At 46.5% G+C, this 17,631-nt stretch carries 15 protein-coding genes; 2 read left to right on the top strand and 13 right to left on the bottom strand.

Annotated elements, in window-relative coordinates:
- Nucleotides 1-13: 13 nt before the first annotated feature.
- Nucleotides 14-3,124 (bottom strand): DNA polymerase III subunit alpha, encoded by a 3,111-nt coding sequence (locus RSK81_RS04480; protein WP_032913443.1) that lies wholly within the window; start codon nt 3,122-3,124, stop codon nt 14-16.
- Nucleotides 3,125-3,304: 180 nt separating this feature from the next.
- Between RSK81_RS04480 and RSK81_RS04475 the strand changes: the two genes are divergently transcribed.
- Nucleotides 3,305-4,012 carry an ABC transporter ATP-binding protein gene (locus RSK81_RS04475; protein WP_002900663.1) on the top strand — a complete coding sequence of 236 codons (708 nt, stop codon included), beginning with the start codon at nt 3,305-3,307 and terminating at the stop codon, nt 4,010-4,012.
- Between the two features lie 14 nt (nt 4,013-4,026).
- Nucleotides 4,027-4,860, top strand: a complete 834-nt coding sequence (locus RSK81_RS04470) for a lantibiotic ABC transporter permease (RefSeq protein WP_315687558.1) — start codon at nt 4,027-4,029, stop codon at nt 4,858-4,860.
- Between the two features lie 42 nt (nt 4,861-4,902).
- Here RSK81_RS04470 and RSK81_RS04465 read toward each other — a convergent pair whose 3' ends face one another.
- From RSK81_RS04465 to RSK81_RS04410, 12 genes are all read right to left on the bottom strand, one after another.
- Nucleotides 4,903-5,598 (bottom strand): LrgB family protein, encoded by a 696-nt coding sequence (locus RSK81_RS04465; protein ID WP_002897855.1) that lies wholly within the window; start codon nt 5,596-5,598, stop codon nt 4,903-4,905.
- Nucleotides 5,591-5,971, bottom strand: a complete 381-nt coding sequence (locus RSK81_RS04460; protein WP_002900667.1) for a CidA/LrgA family protein — start codon at nt 5,969-5,971, stop codon at nt 5,591-5,593. Before RSK81_RS04460 ends, RSK81_RS04465 begins: the two co-directional genes overlap by 8 nt.
- A 173-nt stretch (nt 5,972-6,144) precedes the next feature.
- Nucleotides 6,145-6,366: an accessory Sec system protein Asp5 gene (gene asp5, locus RSK81_RS04455; RefSeq protein WP_002925299.1), complete on the bottom strand. Its 222-nt coding sequence runs from the start codon at nt 6,364-6,366 to the stop codon at nt 6,145-6,147.
- Between the two features lies 1 nt (nt 6,367).
- Nucleotides 6,368-6,550: an accessory Sec system protein Asp4 gene (gene asp4, locus RSK81_RS04450; protein WP_002925306.1), complete on the bottom strand. Its 183-nt coding sequence runs from the start codon at nt 6,548-6,550 to the stop codon at nt 6,368-6,370.
- Nucleotides 6,543-7,895, bottom strand: coding sequence for an accessory Sec system glycosylation chaperone GtfB (gtfB, locus tag RSK81_RS04445; protein WP_315687556.1), 1,353 nt, complete (start codon nt 7,893-7,895; stop codon nt 6,543-6,545). Before gtfB ends, asp4 begins: the two co-directional genes overlap by 8 nt.
- A complete protein-coding gene (gene gtfA / locus RSK81_RS04440) occupies nt 7,879-9,399 on the bottom strand; it encodes an accessory Sec system glycosyltransferase GtfA (protein WP_315687554.1) in 1,521 nt (506 codons plus the stop codon). The genes gtfB and gtfA overlap by 17 nt, the downstream gene beginning before the upstream one ends.
- A 12-nt stretch (nt 9,400-9,411) precedes the next feature.
- Nucleotides 9,412-11,793, bottom strand: coding sequence for an accessory Sec system translocase SecA2 (gene secA2 / locus RSK81_RS04435; RefSeq protein ID WP_315687553.1), 2,382 nt, complete (start codon nt 11,791-11,793; stop codon nt 9,412-9,414).
- Complete coding sequence (gene asp3, locus RSK81_RS04430; RefSeq protein WP_002895934.1) at nt 11,786-12,265, bottom strand: accessory Sec system protein Asp3; 480 nt, start codon at nt 12,263-12,265, stop codon at nt 11,786-11,788. Before asp3 ends, secA2 begins: the two co-directional genes overlap by 8 nt.
- Nucleotides 12,262-13,791 carry an accessory Sec system protein Asp2 gene (gene asp2 / locus RSK81_RS04425; protein ID WP_270618631.1) on the bottom strand — a complete coding sequence of 510 codons (1,530 nt, stop codon included), beginning with the start codon at nt 13,789-13,791 and terminating at the stop codon, nt 12,262-12,264. The genes asp3 and asp2 overlap by 4 nt, the downstream gene beginning before the upstream one ends.
- On the bottom strand, nt 13,781-15,361 hold the full coding sequence (asp1, locus tag RSK81_RS04420) for an accessory Sec system protein Asp1 (protein ID WP_315687550.1): 1,581 nt from the start codon (nt 15,359-15,361) through the stop codon (nt 13,781-13,783). The genes asp2 and asp1 overlap by 11 nt, the downstream gene beginning before the upstream one ends.
- Nucleotides 15,362-15,369: 8 nt before the next feature.
- Nucleotides 15,370-16,593: an accessory Sec system protein translocase subunit SecY2 gene (secY2, locus tag RSK81_RS04415; RefSeq protein WP_315687549.1), complete on the bottom strand. Its 1,224-nt coding sequence runs from the start codon at nt 16,591-16,593 to the stop codon at nt 15,370-15,372.
- Nucleotides 16,594-16,625: 32 nt separating this feature from the next.
- A complete protein-coding gene (locus RSK81_RS04410; protein WP_315687548.1) occupies nt 16,626-17,630 on the bottom strand; it encodes a sugar transferase in 1,005 nt (334 codons plus the stop codon).
- Nucleotide 17,631: the final 1 nt, after the last annotated feature.

Genomic DNA, 17,631 nt, shown 5'->3' with positions numbered 1-17,631 from the left:
TTTTCCATATTTTTTAACGAAAAATCGTTTTCATAGTATAATTCTTTAATTCCTCTTGCAGCTGCTCCGATTTCTCCACTCGAAAATGCGGTGCATACATGGTTCGCTTCTCATCTTCATAACGCAGGACAACCGGAATATTACCGGGGTATTTCTGCAAAATCTGAGATATTTCCCGATCATGTTCATGGCCCGCAAGCTTTATCCAGAAGCGTTCTGTAGTGGTTTCTTCGATATCTGACAAGACCAACTGTAATCGTCCATCCCGTTCCTGCACCTTGCCAGTCAAGTAGTAAATCCCCTTCTCCTTAATACGTTCGGCCAACTGACGATAGGTATCAGGAAAGAGGGTAACATCCAGTTTTTTCTTCGTATCTGAAACCTGCAAGAAGGCCATATTCTCACCCTTTTTAGTCCGGATAGTCTTGATAGTCTGGACTTGAGCTAAAATCTTAGCTCTGCTATTTTCCGTCAGCTCACTAATCCAGCTAAAGGGCTGGTCCGCTTCTTTGGCCAGTTTAACCAAGGGGTGATCGCTAAGCCCCACACCGATAATGCTCTGTTCCAGCTCAAACTTTTCAGCATCGCTAAAATCCTGAGCCTCTGTCCAAGAATAAGTCGTATCCGCAAAGAGACTACCTAGCTCATCCGCAAATACAAATAGATTAGGCAGATTGGCTAAAATTTTTTGGCGATTTTTCTCAAAACTGTCAAAGAGCCCCAGCTGGATTAGAGGAGTCAGCAGTGGAATCTTATGGTAATTCTGAGGTAGGCGCAGAATAAAGTCTTCTACCCCAGTAAAGGCAGCATTTTGTCGCTCTTCGATAATCCAGTATGCCAAATCCCTAGGCAAGCCTTTGATATTTTTCAGACCCAAAAAAATCTTTTTATCCTGAAACTTATCATGGTAGGGAATATTATTGATGCTAAGGGGTGCTGTTTCAAAGTCAAAACTCAGGGCATCGGTGATATAGTCACTGCTAGAATAATTAAGCATGACATCAAAGAAAACATCTGGATAGTGAGCCTTGAAGAAAGCCAACTGAAAGGCCAGAGCTGAGTAGGCATAGGCGTGGCTGCGGTTAAAGCCATAACCAGCAAACTTCTCCATAATAGCAAAGACTTCCTTGGCTTTGGATTCCGAATGCCCTAGCTTGAGAGCACCTGCAACAAAGTCCTCCTGCATGCGATGCATTTCAGCAGCATTTTTCTTACCCATTGCTCTTCGTAAAATATCGGCTTTCCCCAGACTAAAGCCACCAAAACGCTGGGCTACCTGCATAACCTGCTCTTGGTAGAGCATGATACCATAAGTCGGAGCTAAAATATCAGCCAAACTGTCATCAATCAACTCCACCTGCTCCAGTCCATGTTTTCTCTTGACAAAATTGTCAATATAATCACTGGCTCCAGGACGATTGAGAGAGGTTGTGGCCACTACTTCCTCAAAGCAAACTGGCTGAACCCGATTAAGCAGGCTGATTGCACCTGGCTGCTCAAACTGGAAAATCCCCTTGGTCTGGCCAGCCGCAAAGAGTTTCAGAGTTTCTGCATCCTCCAAGTCAATCTCAGCAATCTCAATATCTACCTCATATTTTTTCAGGGTTGCTTCTTTCATCCGCTGGACAAAGGTCAGATTGCGCAAGCCCAGAAAGTCCATCTTGAGAAGACCGTTGCTCTCCACACCGTGGGCATCATATTGGGTGATATACATGTCCTCACCGTATTTGAGCGGTATCTGGTCTGTCAGGTCATTGTCGCTCATCACAACGCCAGCTGCATGGATAGAAGTCTGACGGGGATGACCTTCGATCTTTTTAGCAATATCAAAGGCTTTTTGATATTCCAGCTTACTATTGATAATCTGACGAAAGGCCATATTTTTCTCATAAGCAGTGGTCAGACTATCCCCGAAGCGGATTTTCTTGGTGATATTGGTCAGTTCATACTCTGGCAAACCAAAGCGCTTGAAAACATCGCGAATGGCCTGCTTGGCTCCGAAGGTCGAGTAGGTCACAATCTGAGCTGCATGCATACTGCCATAGCGGTCCCGAACATAGCGGATAAACTCCGGCCGGTAAACATCAGGAATATCGATATCAATATCGGGCATGGTATAGCGCTCTAGATTTAGAAAACGCTCAAAGAGCAGGTTATTCTTGACTGGGTCAATCCCAGTAATCTCCAAAGCGTAGGCCACTAGACTGCCGACAGCTGATCCTCGGCCCATGCCCATATAATAGCCCTGACTGCGACCAAAGCGCAGCAAATCCCAGACAATGAGAAAATAATCATCAAAGCCCATCTGATGAATGACATCCAGCTCCTGGTCCAGCCGCTCCTGATAGAGCTCACCAGTTAAACCGCGTTTCTGCAAGCCAGCTTCGGAGCGCTCCCGCAACTCTTCCACGGCTGGTCGCTCCCGATTAAAGCGCGGCAGTTTCAGCTCCCTATTGATATCATAGTGAACATGACGGACTAGCTTCTCAAGATTAGCCAGACTCTCTGGGAAAGTTTCCTTAAAAGCTCCTGCCAGAGCATCTGGTGCCAGCAAAAACTCATGATTGGGAAGGCTGCCAATCTCCCGCAGGCTGGCATTTTCTCGAATAGCCTGGAGCATCTGCAAGGTTTCCAAATCCCCCGTGTCAAAATATCGGACGGTATGCAGGGGCAGGGTTGGTCGACCAAACTCCTGCTTGGGCGTTGCTGGAAATATTCCAACATAAAAATCCAAACCCAAATCCAGATCTGCTACTCCGTCAAAAGCAGGAACAATTACAGCCAATCCCTTAAAGAGATGCTGGAAATCCTCCCAGTTTTTTTGTCCCATCATCTTGAGAGTCGAGACTTTCATCAGATTGCGATAGCCCTGACTGTCTAAGGCCAGCAGACGGAGATGAAGCTCCTGCTCTGCCTTGATCAGACTCAGCTCCAATCCTAAAAGCGGCTGTAGTCCCGCAGATTCAGCTTCCTCTAAGAAATGATAGGCTCCATAGAGATTGTCCACATCCATCATGCCCAGATGACTGTATCCTAACCCCTTGGCTTTCTGCACATATTTCTTTATCGGGATCAAGCTATCCATAAAACTGTAAACAGTCTTGGTATCAAGTTGTATCACCACATTTTTCTCCTTGAACATGCTTTGCTTCTTCTTATAACTATTATACCGCAATTCACTGAATGAGGGAAATAGGAGTTTGACTGAACAGAAAGATTCCATTCACCCTTTCCGGCTTTCTTTGCCATTTTCCTAAGGAAAAGGTATAATAATTGTAAATTGAAGAAAATAAAGGAGACATGTATGAATCAGTATCCTCTGGTCTATCTTGACCATGTCCATAAAAATTATGGCGACGCACCCGCCCTGTACGATGTGAGCTTAAACATCCAGCCTGGCAGAATCATCGGACTTCTAGGTCCTAATGGCAGCGGCAAGACAACTATTATTAAGCTTATCAATGGTCTCTTGCAGCCTACCTCTGGTCATATCTATCTAAAAGGAGTTAAACCTTCTCCTGATACCAAAAGAATCGTTTCCTATCTACCAGATACGACTTATCTAAGCGACAGCTCTAAAGTAATCGAAGCTGTAAAATATTTCCAAGATTTTTATGATAATTTTGACAGCGCGAAAGCCATGCAGCTTCTAAAGGATCTTCATATCGATCCTCAAGCGCGCATCGGAAGCCTTTCAAAAGGAAACAAAGAAAAAATGCAGCTCATTTTGGTCATGAGCCGCCATGCGGAACTCTATATCCTAGACGAGCCTATAGGTGGTGTGGATCCGGCTGCTCGTGACTATATCCTGCAGACCATCATCCAAAACCGCACGCCTCAGTCTTCTGTCATCATTTCCACCCACTTGATTGCGGATATCGAGCCAATCTTGGATGAAGTAATCCTGATTAACCAAGGTCAGATCTTTTTGCATGAAAATGCTAATCAGCTGCGTCAACAGTACAATCAATCCATTGATAATCTCTTCCGCAGCCAGTTTCGCTTTTATTAGGAGGTCTTCATTATATGTTTGGAAAACTGTTTAAATACGACTTTAAGTCTAATTACAAATGGTATTGTATCACCTTTGCCATTCTTCTGTCTCTCTCTATCTTGATGGGATTTATAACTGGCAGCAGCTTGAGACCTGAGGTTATGGAACGCTATAGTGACTACCCAATGGCTACTAGTGGTGTTATTGTCACTTTATACCTACTCTTCCTCTTGCTTTTTTCTGCATCCTGCGCTGTCTTTCTATCCAATACAATCATTATTATCCGTCGGTTTTATAAAAATGTTTTTGGACGAGAGGGCTACCTGACTTGGACCTTGCCGGTTACGCCGCATCAGATTCTTCTGTCTAAGCTTCTTTCCGCATTTGTTTGGACCCTCTTGTGTATGCTAATCATGTTTATTAGCGGCCTTGTCATTTTTGGCATTGCCCTCCCTATTACCGGCTATTCATTTAATGAGATTTTTAAATATATTGGCGAAATCCCAGATTTATGGCTTTGGATTGTCAAATACGGCTTCCTTAATCTCCTTCAAATCCTTTCTGGTATCCTCTTCTTTTATCTAGCAATCTCAGTCGGACAGCTATTTAAGAAGAATCGGATTATGATGGCTGTGCTTTTCGGATTTTTGATTTGGAGTGTTCTGGCGGTCCTGTCAATCTTCTTACCTAGTTCTTTTGATTCATATGGACTACTTAGTTTATATGATTATAGTTACTCCTCTTCGGACTTTGAACAGATGCTAGATGGCTTCATTATTATCCGAATCGTCTTTGAACTGGTCAAAATTTTCGGTTTCTATTTTACAATCTATGCCATTGTAAAAAACAAACTAAATCTTCAATAGGCAAAACAAGGTTGAAACAAAACATTTCAACCTTGTTTATTTTTACTTCAAAATAATGGCTGCCACGATGGGGCTGACCAGAACATACATAAGGCCGGTCACGCCAATCGCAAGTCCTGCCATAGCTCCTGCGACCTGGCCGTATTTAAAGGCGGTTCCCGTTCCTACCGCATGGCCAGTTCCCCCTAAAGCTAGACCGATAGCTACCGGGTCTGTGATTTTTAAAAGCTTAAGAAGCGTTGGTCCTAAGACACTGGTCAGAATGCCCGTCGCAACCACCACCACTAATGTCACTGTGGCAAGTCCTTGCAGTTTGTCCGTGATACCGACAGCCATGGCCGTTGTGACAGATTTCGGAAAAAGAGAAACAGCCAGAAAGAAATCCATGCCGAAAAACTTAGCCAGCAGAGCCGTAAAGCTGGTATTGACTACAACCGCCGCAAAGGTCCCAATCAAAATACTGCGCGCATGGTGCTTCATCAAATGAAAAGTCTTGTAAAGCGGAATCCCCAAAGCAACCGTAGATGGCACAATTAGGTTGTTTAAATAGGAGCCGCCGACATAGTAATCCTTGTAGGAAATACCGGTTAATTTCAAAAAAGCAATAACCAAAACTGCTGCAATCAGCAAAGGAGTTGTCAAGGGATGAGGAAATCTCCGAAAAATCAATAGGCCGAACAGATAGGCCAAGATAGACAAGGCAAGGCCAAAGAGAGGGTTGCTCCATAAATCAGACATTGCTGGCGTCTCCTTCCTCATAATCTCCTTCAAAACGAGTCTTAATCAGCTGCACCACAACTGCAATCACGCAGACATTGAGCACAATCGCTCCTAAAACAATCAAAATAATCGGCAGCAGATAAGGTGCAATGACCTGAAATTTATCCATGATACCAACTGCTGGAGGCAGAAAAAGGATGGTCATATTTGCCAAGAGAAAATTGCCAACCATACTGATATGGCGTAGGCGCAGGAGCTTGAACTGCAGCGCCAAAAATAGCAAGACTAAACCAATGATACTGCCCGGAACAGGCAGGTGGAAAACACTTGAAATTCCTTCTCCAACGAGGGAAATCATAAAAATAATCATCAACTGAACATATAATTTCATACCAAACCTCCATCACTTGTATATCCAGTTTACTCCTTTTCAGAAAAATATCAAGGTGCTTTCAGAAATTAAAACCTTTACATCCAAAATTTGCTTATAAAAATTCCCTCTATTGTCTGCAATAGAGGGTCTTTCTTATTTAGCAGTCGTCTGAGTAACTTCCTAAACAGATGCTAGATAGATTGAATCATAAAGAAAATCATGAGCACAATCAGGGCAAGGCTTGCTAAAAGAACTAGAATTTTCTTTGCGAGGTGGGTTTCCCAGTAGCCTGACTTGCCGATCGATGTATTGATGTCTCTGTAAAATTGCTGGCTCTCTCTGGGAAGAAGACTAACCAGCAAAATCAAGACAAGGGCTGCTACAATGGTAAGTGTAATCAATATTGTTTGCATTTTATTTCCTCAAGGCTCCGATCAATGTAAAAATCAAGCCAATCAAGATCATCAAGCCCAAGGTGATGACAAAGGCCTTGTTGAGATTTTCACCCAAGCTGGCCTTTTCTTTCTTGGGCTTTCCATGCTTAAGCTCATCTAACCGTCCCTCAATATCCTTATAAAATAAATCTTTTTTAGCCATGCTGACCTCCTAACAAGCTTTGGAGAGTCTCCTGATAAAGACTGACGGGTACATCATTGGCATGTCGGCCTTGAGCTTGCAAGGCTGACCGCATCTGCTCAACACCAGATAAGGCTTCTTCCAAAGTTGATGCCAGTTGAGCTGGCTGACTGCTGTCGAAAATATGCTGCTGGGCAATGTAGTGCCTGTCATGCAGGGTCTGCTCAAAGCCTAGGATCAAGAGATTGTTCTCAAAAGCCTTGCGCACTGCCTGCAGGACCTGACCTCCGTGATTGATGTCCAGATAAATGTCCGATTCCAAGTAGAGCTGCTCAATCTGCTTGAGACTGGCATTTTGATAAAGGACAACATTCTTATAGGACAGCATAGACAAGAGCTTAGGCGACATTTCCGTAAGTGCTGCAATGCGAAAGACTAGCTGCGGCAAGGCCTGAATCAAGGTCTCTAACCCTTCAATCTGATCCGAATGGGTCAGAATTAAGGCATCTTTTCGTAGGTAGTTGTCGCGCTTAAAGTCATAATGATAGCCCAGATGCAGGAACTTCTGCTGCTGGTCAGCTGCAGCCAAACTCTTGGCCTTTTCATAAGTCGCTAAGTCTGGAATGACAATAGTCTGCGCCCGCAGCTGACTATTTTCCAGAATCAGCTGCATATTACCCGGAAGCTCGTCATACAGAGGCTCCTGCCAAAAGAGAATATCCTGCCCTGCTCGACCAGTCAAGCTGTGGGAAACCAGGAAAGAATAAGCCAGCGAATTAAAGAGAATGTGATCCAAGTCAAAGTCTAGCCGCTCTAAAAAGAAACGGATAAAATCCACTCGACTTTTAAAAATCCGCAAGGGCTCTTGGTCCAAAGTCAGGATGATGTCACCAGTGGCATGATTTTCCACGATACGCTCCTGACCATCAGTGCTGTAATAGGTCGTGTTGAAAGCCTCTTGGCCTGATTTATAGGCTGTTTTGGCAAAGCAGCGGCCTTGCTTATTATAGCGCTCACTCAGTCGCAGCTGGCCTTTTTTATCCAGCCAGTCCACCTGTTTGACCAGCCGGCCCTTGGCCTGACTGGCGTAGTGAATCCGTGCTCTTTCTTCTCCCATGTCACTGACACGCGCCGCCTGATGGTCGCCTGTGATTTCCCAGAAAGGGGGCACTGGCACTTGATTGAAAAAGAGCGGGTGATCTGCTCCCTCTTCATCCCCCAGAAAGTAAGTATAGGGGGAAATCATATCATCCGGCAGAAAGCCATTGGCCTCAATGACAATGGTCGGACAGTCATAGCCAGCTGCAAGGAGGGAATCATGCAGATCCTGGGTTTCCTGATTGTAATAATCAAAGAGCTGAATCATCTTTGACCTCCTTTAAAAGCTGGGACCAAGCCGCTTCAACCCGGCTGGTCAAATAATTCTCGGCCACTTGATAAGAGTGTTGGCTCATCTCCTGCTGGCGTCCTTGGCTAAAGAGAGCTATTATTTTCTCCACAAAAGCAGCAATAATCTGATCCTCGACCTGATTGGAACTAACCGGCAGCAGATAACCATTTTTACCATCATCGATAAAAGTCTGATTACCATAGCGGACATCAAAGCCGATGAGAGGCAGACCCGAGCCAACTGCTTCCATGAGCGTTAGACCAAATCCTTCGCTGGTTGAAGCCGTCAGATAAAGCTCATAGCCTGCATAAATCTGACTTAAATCCGCATGCCCTTTGAGCCAAATGTAGCTCTGAGCTCCTGCTTCCTCAATCCTGCAGCGCAGCTTCTCCTCTTCTCCCCCCTTACCGTAAATATCCAGAGTCAGCTCAGGCAGCTGGGCATGGGCTTGGACAGTCGCTGCCACTAGCCAATCGATATGCTTTTCCGTAGCAAGACGCGAAGCCGTAATCATGGAGAAAGGCTTGCGAGGCTCTTTGGGATAAGTCAGCTTGTCAAGACTCCCCACCGGTATGGTGACAATCTTGGGCTGCTTGTCCGAGTAGTGCTGAAACTGCTGCTCTAGAATCCTTTTCTGAGCCTCTGTTGCCACGATGAAAAAGTCCACCTTGTCAGCATTGGTAAACTGGTAGTCATAGAAATTGTTCCAGAGAATGTAGTCGTCACTGCTGGCATTTTCACTGAAATGCTCTGCATGGACCACTACTCCCAGTTTAGCTTTCTGGCTCTCTTCAAAGACAACCTGACCAATCCCTGTCTCTCTATCCAAGATGACCACATCATCTGCCTGCAGCTGCAAACACTGAAGAAAATAACGAACCAGCTCAGCCTTGGAATAGAAAATCCGGTCTGGAAAGCGATAGAGCTCTTCCTGACCATCCTCTATCAGCATGTCATAGGCCACACTGCCGTCTTCGTTGTAGAAACGGCGCTGGTAGAGGGTTGCGGCGTCATTATGGGGTGCAAAGTACTCGCTGGCATAGCGGACATAGGAGAAATAATCCTTGCGAATCAATCTCCCCCGCGAGACATACTCCACATGCTCGACAAAGTCCTGGTCTTCCTGCCGCAGATAGCAAGTGATAAACTGATCATCCTGCGGATAGAAATAGCGGGCAATCTTGCCCTCTCTCTCCGAGCGCTCCGGCTGACCTGCGACTTGAGCCAGCACCTGATCTAGCGTCATCGTCGTCGGTGCAATCTTGATATCAGTAAAGTAATTATAAAGCCAGATAACTTCCTCATCCAGAAAACCAATATTTTCCGTCAAATGCTGAATATTATCCGCTAAAATCATATCCATAAAGATAAACTTAGCCGGCTGCTGGATTCTGCGCAATAGCTGGGCCCGATAAGCTTGGGCGTATTCCACACCGCTGCTGGCCCAGCCGATGCCTAAGTTGATGTTATATACTGTCATATTCTCCTCGTCTTACGGGAAGTACATGATGACTTCTCCTTTAGGGTTGAGTGCCAATTCACTCATCAAAAGATTCTTGACAATCTGCTGCTTCATGCGCTCCTTCATATATTCAAAGCCATCGTAAGCCTCTTGGTAATATTCTACCAGAGGATTTTTCATAGAGAAATGCTGACCGCTCAAGGCTGTCTTGAGCTGCTGCAGATAGTCCACCTGCTCGACCCAGTTCTCATCAATAGCCTTGAGAACGGACACACGCTGAAAATGGGTAAAGAGCTTGTCAGACTTGAGATAGGCTTTCTTTGCCTGCAATTCCTGCTCGGCAATATCCTGCAAGAGCTCTGCAATTTTCTCCGACGAATAAATATCGAAATCATAAGGAATACGCTCAGCATGATAGCTGAAATGGTCTAAGATAAAGCGATAGAGGTCAGCTCGCGTCCCATAGGACTGCTCATAGGCCGCCTGATGAATGACCTGACTGAGGACACGGCTGATTTCTTCATCAATCCGCTCTTCAGCTTGAATCAGACGATTGCGCTCAGCATAGGTAATCTCCCGCTGAATCTTCATACACTGGGCATATTCCAGCGTCATCCGACGGGACATCTTGGCACTGCTTTCGCTAGCTCTCTGGGCCTTAGCTACTAAGCGTCTAAAGCGGCGCTGTCCCAGCTGGACTGGATGCTGCTGAACTTCTTCAGTTGAATAGTCCTTGTAGAGCTTCTTGAGCCAATCTGGCCCCCACTTCCTGAGCAGATCATCCTCTAGCGAGATGAAAAACTTACTAATCCCCGGATCACCTTGGCGGCCTGAACGGCCACGAATCTGTAGGTCAATCCGCTGGTTCTCCATCCGCTCAGTACCAATCACCACGAGACCACCCAAATCAGCGACACCCGGTCCCAACTTTATATCCGTACCGCGACCGGCCATGGATGTAGCCACCGTCACCGCACCTTTCTGCCCAGACTCAGCGATGATTTGTGCCTCACGCGCCGCATTGTTGGCATTGAGCAGATTGTGGGCGATGCCTTCTCTCAGCAGTAGGGAAGAGTAAATCTCTGACATCTCCACTGATCCGGTAAAAATCAAGAGTGGATTGCCTTGGGCATGGTAGTGCTTGACCTCGTCTAGTGAAGCAAAGACTTTTTCTGGCAGAGTCTGATAAAGCTGGTCTGGCAAATCCTGTCGAATCACTGGCTGGTTGGTCGGGATCTTGATGACAGACATGGAGTAAGTCTCCATAAACTCGCTCTCCACCACCTTGCCGGTTCCAGTCATACCAGAGATTTTCCGGAAGAGCCGGAAGAGATTCTGATAGGTGATGGAAGCCATGGCCCGCGTTTCCTCCGTCAGCTTGACATGCTCCTTAGCCTCAATGGCCTGGTGCTGGCCTCCCTGAAGCCGGGTCATTTCCAGCAGACGGCCGGTTGCGCGGTCCAGAAGTACAACTTCTGCTTCTTTGTCACCCTGGCGGACAACATAGTCCTTATCCTTCTTGTAGAGCTTGTGGGCCCGCAAGGCTAGATTGAGGTGGCGGACCAACTCTTGATTTTCCTTGGAAAAAAGATGCTCCAAGTCAAGAAAAGACTCTGCCGCTAAAATACCTTTTGATGTCAGCCAGACTTCATTTTTCTCGTCATCGTAGTGGTAGTCCTCTTCTTCTTTCAAAGTCGTAATGAAGGTATCCATGATACTATAGAAGTTTGACTGAACCCGAGGAGCACCAGAGATAACCAAAGGTACCTGAGCGCTATCCAAGAGAATGGAGTCAATCTCGTCTATGATGACATAGTTGAAAGGACTAAGATATTGGCTATCCTTATTCTCTGCGAGATTCTCAATCAAATAGTCAAAGCCCAAGGCACTATTGGTCGTATAGACAATATCCGCCTGGTAAATCAGCCGCTTCTGCTTGGGCGTCAAATTTTCAGTCTCATCAGCTACCACCGCTGCCTCAATAGTCAACCCCAGAAAACGATAGACCTGCCCCATTTCCTGAGCGTCCCGCAGAGCCAGATAGGTATTGGTGGTCACTAGCATAGCCCCTTGACCAGACAGGGCATTGAGATAGAGCGGCATGGTAGCCGTCAGGGTCTTACCCTCGCCTGTAGCCATCTCAGCGACATTGCCTTCATGGAGAACAATCGCCCCCATAACCTGCACATCGTAGGGAAACGTGCCCAGCACCCGCTTGTCCGCTTCCCGCACCACAGCATAAGCCTCCGGCAGTAAGTCGTCTAAAGTCTCACCTGCGGTCAGTCTCTCCTTAAATTCCTGTGTTTTCTTTCGCAGATCAGCGTCTGACAAGCCAGCCATTTCTGACTCAAAGCTCTTGACTTTGGCTAAGATTTTCTTTAAGCGCTGAATGTGAAAATGATTTTTAATCATCAGACTCCTCTATGATTTGGTCAATGTTTAGGCAATGAAACTCTAAGGACTCAACTCCTGCACTCAGCAGCTGAACCTTATAGCTATAGGCTTCGTTTGGGTAGGTAAAGATCATACTCTCCGAGCGCTCCACTTGATTGCTGATTTCTTTCTCATAACGGTCAAAAAAGATGATTTTCAGAAAGACGCTGGATTCAGGATAGGTGGTCATATCTCTAGACAGGCAATAGCGAGCTCCCTTTTTGAGCAAGGGGAGAGCAGGCACCTGCCGGTCTCGCTGATAATTCCATTTGGAAGACCATTCATGGATGGTCTGGCCGGAGGCCATTAGTTTATTTTCAAAAAATATATGTGAAGGGGAATGAATAATAAGGGTAGTGCCATAGAGATAGGTAAAGTCAGTCATTTTACCAGCTGCCGAAACCCCTCTCAGCTCTCCCCAGTAAATGCCCTTTCTTTTTTGAATGTTCATTTCTTTCTCCCAAATTCCTTTTCCAATATCATTCGATAGTAATTCATGAACCAAGACACAGACACAGCTAAGTCGTCATTATGGCGTCCAGGGACACCTCTGCTAATCAGCTTGGCCTCAGTCAGATGAAGAGCCGCTACCAGGTCCTCATAGGCCGTCGGATCATAGTCCTCTTCTTTCATATAGGCGATACCAAAGGTCGTCCGGCTGAAATCAGCCTTCTCAAACTTACGCCAGTAGCGTTGATTCAGCTCCTCTACATGCTCCTTATCTTTGCCACCCGTGTGACGGTGAAGGACATCTAGAGCCGTCGGAAAGACCTCGGGCAGGCGTAAACGGCCACGTTGGGCAATAGTTCCTAGATTTCCCAAGGGCTTGGACAAAACGATAGCCCGCGGACGAAACTCCGAACCGTAATAAACCGCACCATAGGTCCCCATCGACATGCCCGACAGGATTAGATCCCGCTCGGTAAAGCCCAGAAAGTCCAAATGCTCTTGTATAATCTTATGAATACCGCTCTCTAGCTCCTGACTGCCTAGATAAAACATACCGCCATCCACGCGCGGATCTGAAAACAAGAGAAAAGGACAGCCCAGACTCCGCATCATTCCGAAGCCCTCGAAGCCTTCCGCCCGACGGTAACCAGAAAAATAAACAGCCAAAGGCGGCTTCAAATCTCCCGGATAAAAGAAGTAATTAATCTCCTGACGGTGGCTATCGCGAAAAATCTTCCCACCCAGAACATACTTGCCAAACTCAAAGCGGGTCAGGCGCTGATGCAGAGCACCTACCTGAATCCGTCCCTCGCCTCTAGCCTCCAGACTGACGCCCAGATAGGAAGTAAAGTCATTGTCCAGAACCATGGATTCACGCATGTCCTCTTCTGCGAAAATAGTCTCGCGAGCAATGTCCGCAGTCGATCCTTCTTGGATATTATAGAGGCGCAGCCGCAGCTCACAGCTGCCTGACTTTTCATATTCAAGCCAGAGTTCAACTGGATTGAACTTGTTGGCAATAATATTGTATTTCCATGACAGGATTGGCTGAAAGTCCTGACCAAAGTCACCTTCCAGCTCTAGATTTTCATAGCCATTGTAGCAAATCTTCCCGCGAAATCCGGGGCTAACCACCATATCAAGCGGTGTCATCTTATCCCCATATTGTCCGGAAAAGAGAGCCATGGACAGCTTGCGAACCAGGTCAGCTCGATCGCTCATATCCGTTGGCTGAGCGCAGTGACGCTTGAGGAAGTACTCAATATCCGCTTCCTGGGTTTCCTGTTCCTGATCATAGAAAACCGTATAAGGGATAATCTTGGCCTCAATCATAAACAAATCTGGGATCCGACGCAAATCGTCCACCAGAATCGCATCAAACTTGCTAATCTTATCCATCTCCATGACCTTTTTGATAGCTAGATTGGAGTTAGGAAAGAAATAATACCAGTTCATATTGTCTGGAATGGCAAGCTCCTTGCTCCAGTCGCTTGAGCCAATCTGTAAGATTTTCAGCTTATTTTGCATTCTCAGCCTCCTTGAGCCACTGCTCCCACCGGCCAATCAGCTCCAGACCAGTATTATGATGGATTTTTTCAATGGAATAAATCAGGGCCTGATTCCAATTTTTCAAACCTTCCAAGTAATAGTCTGCAGCAGTCGGAACATCAGAGATAGAGTCCAAGATATAGCCATTTTGCAGATGGGTCACATATTCCGAGCCCACCAGATTGATCTGCGGAATCCCGGCAGAAATCCCAGCAATCTGCGTATAGAGATTGGGCTGCTCACTCAGGTCGATGATTAACCGCGTATCATCCAGCTCCTGAATCAAGCTGAGCTCGTCTGTGATATTTTTAATGGTGAAACGGAGGTCCTGCTCCTGATTTTCCAGCAGGGCATTCTCAGCCTGCTCACTGCGCCGGTAGTTCTTGACAAATTCATATTGATTCAGATACTCATCAATAACCTCCTGCACCTTGGTCTCCACCTTTTGGATTCCTTCCTGCCAAGCATTGTAAACACCGATAGTCAGCTCTGTATCCGGATGCTTGGCCACATAGTGGAGAACCTTGAAGATAGCATAGTCATTAAGCCCTTCTTCCAGATTAATCTGATAAAAAATCTTGGATTCACGACGACGCTGGCTCTTGCCCAGCTGCAGACGGGTATCAAAAGGCGACAGGTAATGCACCTTCTGAGCCTGCCTAGGCAGGTAGCGCTGAATAGCCTTCTTGAAATCCATACGATCAGTCAAGACTAAATCTGCCTGCTGCAAATCTGCTTCTAAAGCTGACCAATCCACTGTATGATTTCGCTCGTGGAAAAAGCTGAGAATGATTTGAACATTCTTGGGCAATAAGCGCAAAATGGCTTGAGTGTATAAGGGATGCGCTGCCAGGACGAACCGGCTGTCCGCTCCTGCATTGCGCTCGATATAGTGGTCCAATTTCTCCAAGATTAAGTCTGGCATCCTCTCATACTCCAGCTTATCAAAGTCCAGTAAGTAAGCAGGGTTGACCTCTACCCGACCGTCGTCAGGCTTGAGATGCTCACGAATCCGCCAGTCACCATCCGGCTGTAGGTAGTCCTGATAAAGGGGCTGCCCCTCTTCATAGTAGGTAATACTGGAGACAAAGCCCCGATCATCAAAGATATAAAACTTCTCCAGTTGGTCATCCTTGAAAAACTTGATGAAGCTGATAAAGCCTTCTACTCCAAACTCGACATGGGCATAGAGCTGTCCCTGCCTGCGGACCATGACTAGAAAGGGCGTATAGACAAACTCGCAGTCTGGCTCCCAGTCCAGATCCTTGATTTGCAAGACCTGCATTTCTTTAGACTGGATTCCCTGAATCTCATCAAAGACCGAGTAATAGTCCGTCTCAAAAATATCCTGCCGATGCAAGAGATAGCGGGCATGTGGCATATAAGCTGGCAAAAGCAGCTGGACTGGCAGATTTTCACTTTGAAAAATCCGAATCTGATGAATCGAGTCATCAAACTCCAGTCGCTGCATAGAGCGGTACCAAGGGATAATATCCCGGTGCCAAATCCGATCCCCACTGCCACTCCATGAAGGAATAAAGTAATACATAGTTTCTCCTACAACAATGAACGATAACGGTCATTAAGCGTCAAGGCATCCACCTCGTCCTTAATAGAAAAGACCATCCCGATAAAAATCATAAAAATCCCCGGAATCATACTGAGCCGCAGATAGCGAATGTCCAGAAGGACCACCATCATAGGCAGACCAGAAATCAGGATAAGATAGAAAGCCCCCACTAGTGCAAAATAGGTCACCAAACCATTGATATACCGGCGTGTTGCTCCTCCCGGATAAACATTTTCAATATACTCTCCACTCTTCTGCATCCGCTCAGCAATCTGGTCGCCACTGATATTGATAAAGGCGAAGGCCAGTGCCAGGATGAAAATAGTCAGCAGATAGAGGATAAACCAAGCTGGACTTCCCATAGACAGTGCTTCTATCCAATGGTCAATCAACTGGTTGTCCGGCTGGAGAAAGTGGATTATCAAAAGGAAATACTGGGGAATGCTGACCAAGGTCATAGCGTACATAATCGGCATCCCACCAGCAGGATTCAGACGAATATCCAGATAAGAGTATTTCTTAAAACGGTTATGGATATTGATCTTATTGACTGGAATTCGGTACTTGGACCGCTCAACTGTAACAGCCAGATAGAGAAAGACTAGGCTGAAAACCAGCATCAAGGTCAGCCACAGAGAAGAAATCTTCAGCTCCTGAATAGAGTTCCAAATATCCTGCGGAATGTAGGCAATCATGCTGGCCATGACAATCATGATGGAGCCTCCAAGTCCCATGGCAGCATTCAAATCCGTCAGCCAGATGAGAAAGTAGGTCCCAGCCATCAAGACCAAGGTATCTAAGACCATAATCGTAGTCATGTCCACCCCAGCTGCTTCTTGCAGAGGCAGGTTTAGGACCAGTGCCACAGACTGTATCAAGGCAATGACCAAGGTCAGGAGCATCCGCCGCCTTTCCTGCACTTCCAGAGGGAGCTTACTCAAGCCTAGGCGCTTAGACACAGCAAACATCTGCCAGATCAGCATAGAGGACATCCAAGGAGACAGGCCGACAGAAAAGAGCGACATACTGCGCAGATTCCCACCCATCAGGGCTGTCGCATAGTTCAAGGTCGTAGAGGTCCCGTCCATGGCAGCTGCCTTACTCATATCGATGAAAGGCATGGTCAGCTTGGTTCCCAAGACATAGATAAATAAGAAAAATAAGGTCCACAGAAACTTTTTGATAATGACCGCTTTAAAAAATGACTTCACACTGACTCCTCATGACGATGGCTGGAAAGGCTCTAAGATAAGACTTCCATCACCGCATCTACTAAGACTTTCTTGCTAAAATAACCTTCCTTGAGCAGGAAAGAGAACTTTCTAACCCGCTCGACCATAGCCTGATACTCCTCAGCAGTCAGATTTTCAACAATCCGACTGGCCTCTTCCAGACTGTCTACGACAAAGCCCAGACCCCGCTCACGGATCAGCTCTGCATTGGACAGGTAAGAAGGGACGATGACCGGAATCCCAGCTGCCAGATAAGTGGCAGACTTATGAGAGATATTGAGACTATAGTATTCCGGCTCGTCTGCTGGATTTTCCTCAACACCCCAGACTAGGCCTAGACCGCCCTTGGACAGCTCCAAGAGCAACTCTGGCCGGCTGACCCAGCCGCGATAGCTGACATTGGCCTCTGGATTTGACTCTTCCTCAGGCGAAAAAATCTCCAGCGGCGTAGCATAAGACCAATTAATCAGATGTGGAAAACGCTCCACACTTCCTGCAAAATACAGCTTAGGCGCAAACTGAGGCTGGTGCAGGGGCAAATCATAGGGATGGTCCCACATGCGCTGGACCAAAATCTTGTCCACAGTCAGCCCCTCTGCCAGCAGCTTGTCCCGCATCTGCTCAGAAGGCACAATGACTACATCTGACTGATTGTACATGTCGATATACTCCGGCATCAGATAGTAGTTTGACGGGAACATCAGCGGCGGTACATCATGGATAAAGGTAATCAGCTTGGCCTGCAAAATCTTCAGCTTGCTGATAAAGGCCTGGTCAAACTCCCGGCCGTTCCAAGTCGGCGACTGATAGATAACCACATCGCCATAGCCAACACTAGCCATGATACCGTCCAGACGACGACTGAGCTCCGACTGGCTGTCGCTGTAAATATCGTAAAAGTAAAAACTCAGTTCATTAAAGCCCAGCTGCTTGGATAGCTTGGTCACATCATTCTGGGCAATCAAGGCCGTACTCTGGCCAGACATACCGTATAGATTGGTAATATTAACTTTCATA

Origin of the sequence: Streptococcus sp. DTU_2020_1000888_1_SI_GRL_NUU_041A (genome assembly GCF_032387735.1) — a bacterium.
GTDB classification, from domain to species: Bacteria; Bacillota; Bacilli; order Lactobacillales; family Streptococcaceae; genus Streptococcus; species Streptococcus sanguinis.
This window is presented reverse-complemented; position numbering and strand designations above follow the sequence as displayed.

Bases quoted from the DNA above. Each gene is read 5' to 3' on its own strand.
- RSK81_RS04475 (WP_002900663.1), top strand. From the start codon at position 3,305: ATGAATCAGTATCCTCTGGTCTATCTTGACCATGTCCATAAAAATTAT.
- RSK81_RS04470 (WP_315687558.1), top strand. From the start codon at position 4,027: ATGTTTGGAAAACTGTTTAAATACGACTTTAAGTCTAATTACAAATGG.
- RSK81_RS04465 (WP_002897855.1), bottom strand. From the start codon at position 5,598: ATGTCTGATTTATGGAGCAACCCTCTCTTTGGCCTTGCCTTGTCTATC.
- RSK81_RS04460 (WP_002900667.1), bottom strand. From the start codon at position 5,971: ATGAAATTATATGTTCAGTTGATGATTATTTTTATGATTTCCCTCGTT.
- asp5 (WP_002925299.1), bottom strand. From the start codon at position 6,366: ATGCAAACAATATTGATTACACTTACCATTGTAGCAGCCCTTGTCTTG.
- asp4 (WP_002925306.1), bottom strand. From the start codon at position 6,550: ATGGCTAAAAAAGATTTATTTTATAAGGATATTGAGGGACGGTTAGAT.
- gtfB (WP_315687556.1), bottom strand. From the start codon at position 7,895: ATGATTCAGCTCTTTGATTATTACAATCAGGAAACCCAGGATCTGCAT.
- gtfA (WP_315687554.1), bottom strand. From the start codon at position 9,399: ATGACAGTATATAACATCAACTTAGGCATCGGCTGGGCCAGCAGCGGT.
- secA2 (WP_315687553.1), bottom strand. From the start codon at position 11,793: ATGATTAAAAATCATTTTCACATTCAGCGCTTAAAGAAAATCTTAGCC.
- asp3 (WP_002895934.1), bottom strand. From the start codon at position 12,265: ATGAACATTCAAAAAAGAAAGGGCATTTACTGGGGAGAGCTGAGAGGG.
- asp2 (WP_270618631.1), bottom strand. From the start codon at position 13,791: ATGCAAAATAAGCTGAAAATCTTACAGATTGGCTCAAGCGACTGGAGC.
- asp1 (WP_315687550.1), bottom strand. From the start codon at position 15,361: ATGTATTACTTTATTCCTTCATGGAGTGGCAGTGGGGATCGGATTTGG.
- RSK81_RS04410 (WP_315687548.1), bottom strand. From the start codon at position 17,630: ATGAAAGTTAATATTACCAATCTATACGGTATGTCTGGCCAGAGTACG.